This window comes from Okeania sp. SIO2B9 (genome assembly GCF_010672505.1).
GTDB classification, from domain to species: domain Bacteria; phylum Cyanobacteriota; class Cyanobacteriia; order Cyanobacteriales; family Microcoleaceae; genus Okeania; species Okeania hirsuta.
The window spans coordinates 1-3998 of the sequence record NZ_JAAHGK010000716.1 but is presented as its reverse complement, the minus strand read 5'-3'; the positions used below and the strand labels follow the sequence as shown (position 1 = coordinate 3998).

6 protein-coding genes are annotated in these 3998 nt (G+C 36.8%); 1 reads left to right on the top strand and 5 read right to left on the bottom strand.

All coding sequences use genetic code 11. The features are described 5' to 3' along the window. Positions 1-467: 467 nt before the first annotated feature. The 5 genes from F6K13_RS22165 to F6K13_RS22145 all read right to left on the bottom strand — a co-directional run bounded on the left by F6K13_RS22165 (position 468) and on the right by F6K13_RS22145 (position 3265). The gene (locus tag F6K13_RS22165; RefSeq protein WP_205127283.1) at positions 468-1226 is read right to left on the bottom strand and encodes a hypothetical protein; all 759 of its coding nucleotides are present in this window, start codon (positions 1224-1226) and stop codon (positions 468-470) included. Positions 1227-1487: 261 nt separating this feature from the next. Next, entirely contained in the window at positions 1488-1610 is a 123-nt protein-coding gene (locus F6K13_RS22160; protein ID WP_287288393.1) for a hypothetical protein, read from the bottom strand. Between the two features lie 23 nt (positions 1611-1633). Then, complete coding sequence (locus tag F6K13_RS22155) at positions 1634-2671, bottom strand: ATP-binding protein (RefSeq protein ID WP_124143933.1); 1038 nt, start codon at positions 2669-2671, stop codon at positions 1634-1636. Between the two features lie 6 nt (positions 2672-2677). Beyond that, positions 2678-2935, bottom strand: a complete 258-nt coding sequence (locus F6K13_RS22150; RefSeq protein WP_124143934.1) for a hypothetical protein — start codon at positions 2933-2935, stop codon at positions 2678-2680. A 45-nt stretch (positions 2936-2980) separates the two neighbouring features. Beyond that, positions 2981-3265 (bottom strand): hypothetical protein, encoded by a 285-nt coding sequence (locus F6K13_RS22145; protein WP_124143935.1) that lies wholly within the window; start codon positions 3263-3265, stop codon positions 2981-2983. Between the two features lie 72 nt (positions 3266-3337). On the opposite strand from F6K13_RS22145, the gene F6K13_RS35320 reads away from it, so the two are divergent. Continuing rightward, positions 3338-3832, top strand: a complete 495-nt coding sequence (locus F6K13_RS35320; RefSeq protein WP_375340677.1) for a transposase — start codon at positions 3338-3340, stop codon at positions 3830-3832. The last annotated feature ends 166 nt before the right edge of the window (positions 3833-3998 follow it).

Here is a 3998-nt window from a genome sequence, read left to right as displayed (position 1 = left end):
CATTTCTCCTGTCTCCTGTCTCCTACAAAGAGCAAAAATACTTTCCATACGCAAACCCTATTTAACCCACTGTTCAAATATTTTTGCTCCAATTTTATACTGCTCATCATCAATTTTTTGAATTACTCCTGTACCAGCTAATACCTCAAGAGCGTCTGCTATTTCTCCAATACTTAAGTCAATTTATTGAGCTAGAGATTCAGTTGTTCCCATTCTCTGTTCTATCAGTTTTAAGTAAACCGATCGCTCAATTGCACTAAAGCTATAACTCTTTTTTTGTTATCCCACCAAGCAGAAAAATCTCCATCATATTGACGAATTAAGTTGTTCATTAAACTATCTATTATATAAGATTGATCTGAATTTTTATAATCAAAAATTGTGTTGAGTAATTGTTGAATTAAATAGGGATGACCGCCAGACCATTCAATTATTTGCTCAATTTCTTCATCAGTCAGGAAAATATTTTAAACTTGACGGCGGTAGGCAATTAGCTGTTGTACATCTGCCTCTTTCAAAGCTTCTAACCATTCTACTTCAGCAATATTGAGCAGGGGAGAACCAACTTTTTGTTGATAATCTTTTAAGTCTTGATAACCAGAAAAAATCAAAACGACAAATGGTTTGAGGGCAGTATCAGTATCCTTCAAAGCTCGGAGATAACTCCAAGCATCGTTTGCCCATTCCTGACTCACAATAAATTCTGCACCATCTATCAAATAGCAAACACCGACAAAATTTTTCTTTTGCAAAGATTTCAGTATTCTTAGTAAGTCTTGGCGGAAATCTTCATTTATCAAGCGACGTTCGTAGTCTGGGTTAGTCACTTTTAGAGAAATGCCTGCTTTTTTTATCTCTCCTCCCGAAATTTGTCGCCGTAAACGACGGTAACTTTTACGCCAGTTAGATAACCTGCCTTCTTTATATTCAGCGAAAGCTTCTTGGAGACGGGCAATCATTAAATAGCGCAGATGGTCTAAACTTTCTGGTCGCTCTTGTTGGAGGTTGAATAACACTGGAAATGCTCGATAGTCGAAATTGCTAGAGGTCAGAAACCGATGTTGAATCTCATTTAACAAGCTGGTTTTTCCCAAACGATGACCTCCTAATAAAATGCGTACCGAAAAAGGCGATCGCTCAATAGCTGCCAAAATATCATTTCGCCCAAAAAAGTAACTGGTATCTGATATTGGCAGTTTAAAATCTGGTCTTACCAAAGTTGTCACTCTTAAAGCTCCTATTGTTTAAAAAAGTGGTCAGCAGTCAGGAGTAATCTTATTTCTTTTTCTCCTTAAAAGCAGAGAATTTCAACTTTTGGGGATTAATTATCAATTCCCCATTATCAATTATCAATTATCCATTATCCATTCTTGCACCTCCTCTTGTTTCATTTGCATTCGCAACCATTGAGACAGAAGCGGTAATTTTATTTGATACTCATCTTCTGTTCCTGGCTCTTGCCCTAGAATTAAACCAACTGATTCTAATCACAGCAAAGCATCTAAACACTCACTTTCTGTGAATTGATTTTGCAGTTTTTTCAGTATACCAGATGATGGAATTCCTGATTCAAGCTTTTCATTGCAAGCAAGCAACCGAATAATTGCCATTGCTGAGTGAAACTGCCGTTTTTCTATGTCGCTCCAAATATTTTGCAGTAATTTTTTAATACTCCTGAATAAGTGAATGGTTTGCTCAAATAACGTTGGGCATCAGCAAACTGGATATTATTTTCATTCTCTTTTGCTACTTTCTTGCACAATAAACTTGCTAATTGCCGAGATACAAAGGGATGTCCGCCACTTCTAATATGAATTTCACTCTGAGTTTCTTCGTCAAAAGTAATTCCCATTAAGTTTCCAATATCAGTCAACATTCGAGTCGTTTCATCCACAGAAAATGGTACGACAAAAATTTCCTTGAAAAAGTTAAACACAGGATTAGTAGGTACATTAGATTGCTGCCATTGATTGATGCGATTAATATCTGGATGGACATCCGCTACCAGTAAGGAAAGAGAACGTTTTTCTTGACTGACTGCTCGTAAAGCTCCGAAGAAAGCATTGCACTCCTCCGCTCGCTCCTTTGCATCTGTCTCTGTGGGAATGATGCGCTCAATTTCATCTAGAAAAATTAGAATGGGAAGTTGATAACCGAGTTGAGAGAGTTGTTGAGTCAAACTTTGCAACTGTTCAGTAAATTCTGTTGTCAGATGGGCAGCAGGGCGATCGCTCTCAAATAATTTAGGGTGACTCACCATTTTTGCGGAACGGGACTCAATTAGTTGAAACAGTTTTGACAAAATTTGATTAAACAACTCTGCACCATAATGTGGTTTGCTCCCGTAAGTTTGCAAGTCAATATGAACTAAAGGATTTTCTCGCATTGCAAATCCCAATTGCAACAACAAGGAAGTTTTCCCAGACTTGCGCAAACCAAAAATGCCAATACCCTGACCTCGACGTAGATTTTCTTCCAAACGTTGTAGTAGTTCCCCTCTACCAAAAAATGTGAGAGTATCACCGATGGCATTGCGGTCATCAAATATGTCTGCTCCTAGTAAATAGCGTTCTGTGTACTCAGCTAAAAGTCCTGAAGACTCTTTCTCCTCTCGTAGTGATTTTTCCACTGCTGTTAGAGGAATGGGAATGAGGATAAAGCGATCGCGCAATCTTACTTAGGCCATTCGCATTCGGAAGAGAATATCTGGAGGTTCGCGATAGAAAATAATTCCTGCTTGTTGTTGCTTAGATTTTTTCATTTTGGTTGCTTGTTGCACTAACTCAGCTATGTCTTGAGCATCAGGTTGTTCTATTGCTAAGGAGACAGGTATGGGAATGTAGGATTTTAGCTTGCCCGCAGCAGAGGTTATCTGTAGTCCATGTTTGCCATTGTCGCTAGTTGTTGCCCCTGCATTTTGCAGAAATTTTTGCACTTCAACTTTTAATCTATCTGTGACTTAATGAGTTAGTTCTATTTTCTACTTCAGTGGGGTGCGATCGCTATAGGTTAAAGGTAGGTCTGTATCTTTTACCCATTCTGGCTGTTTGTTTAGTGAAATTGTCATTGTGCCATCTTCAGAAACTTGGTAGATGTATAGGCGATTAGGACAGAATTTCGAGTCTAAATTTGGAAATGAATCAGGCCACTTTCCTTGTTGCTTTGCTAGTTCCTTAACTTGCAGAATTTTTTGGGTGAATTCTAGTTCTAGCATATGTGCTGCTGCTATTGTTTCAAATGCAGCAAAACCCTTTTTTTGTGGCAAACACTTTGTGAGAGGCTGCTTAATATTTTGCCTTTTCCTCTTAGTCAAGAGATTGTATATATTTTTTAGCTCATATGTCCTATAAATGCTTGTCCTCTAATTTCTCATTTACCACAGTTAAAAGACAAACCAAATTACTACAACCAAAAAAAGCAATTACCAGAACTGAAAAAAGCTATAGTAGAAGTCAAACACTCAGGCGAGCATCTGGATTTTTCCCATGGAGGGAAAAAATATTGTCAAATCTCAGAATTAAAGGTCAAAGTTGGTACAGCTCAACTATTATTAAATCAAAAAATTACTAAAATCAAGAAGGTAGGAATATATAACTTACTTGTATATAAAAAACAGAAATATCTCGACAACTATGTTTCAGAAAAATGGTATATTTTGACAAATTTATCATCGATTGAGAAAGTCAAAAAAGTATATAGCCAGAGAATGGGAATTGAAGCAATGTTTAAGGATTATAAAAGTGGTGGTGATCACCTAGAAGCAGCCAAGGCCAATCAAACTAGACTGAACAATCTAATTTTATTAATAGCTATTTCATACACAATCAATTGATTTCAAGGACAAAAAATCAAGAAGAAAGGTCTTCAAAAATATGTATCAAGAATCAATGAAAAAAGAAGAAAGTACAGAAGACACAGTAATTTTTTTCTCGGATTATAAGCCTGTTAATTGGATTGTAAATGATGAAATTATCGGGAAATTAGTAGAAGATTTAATG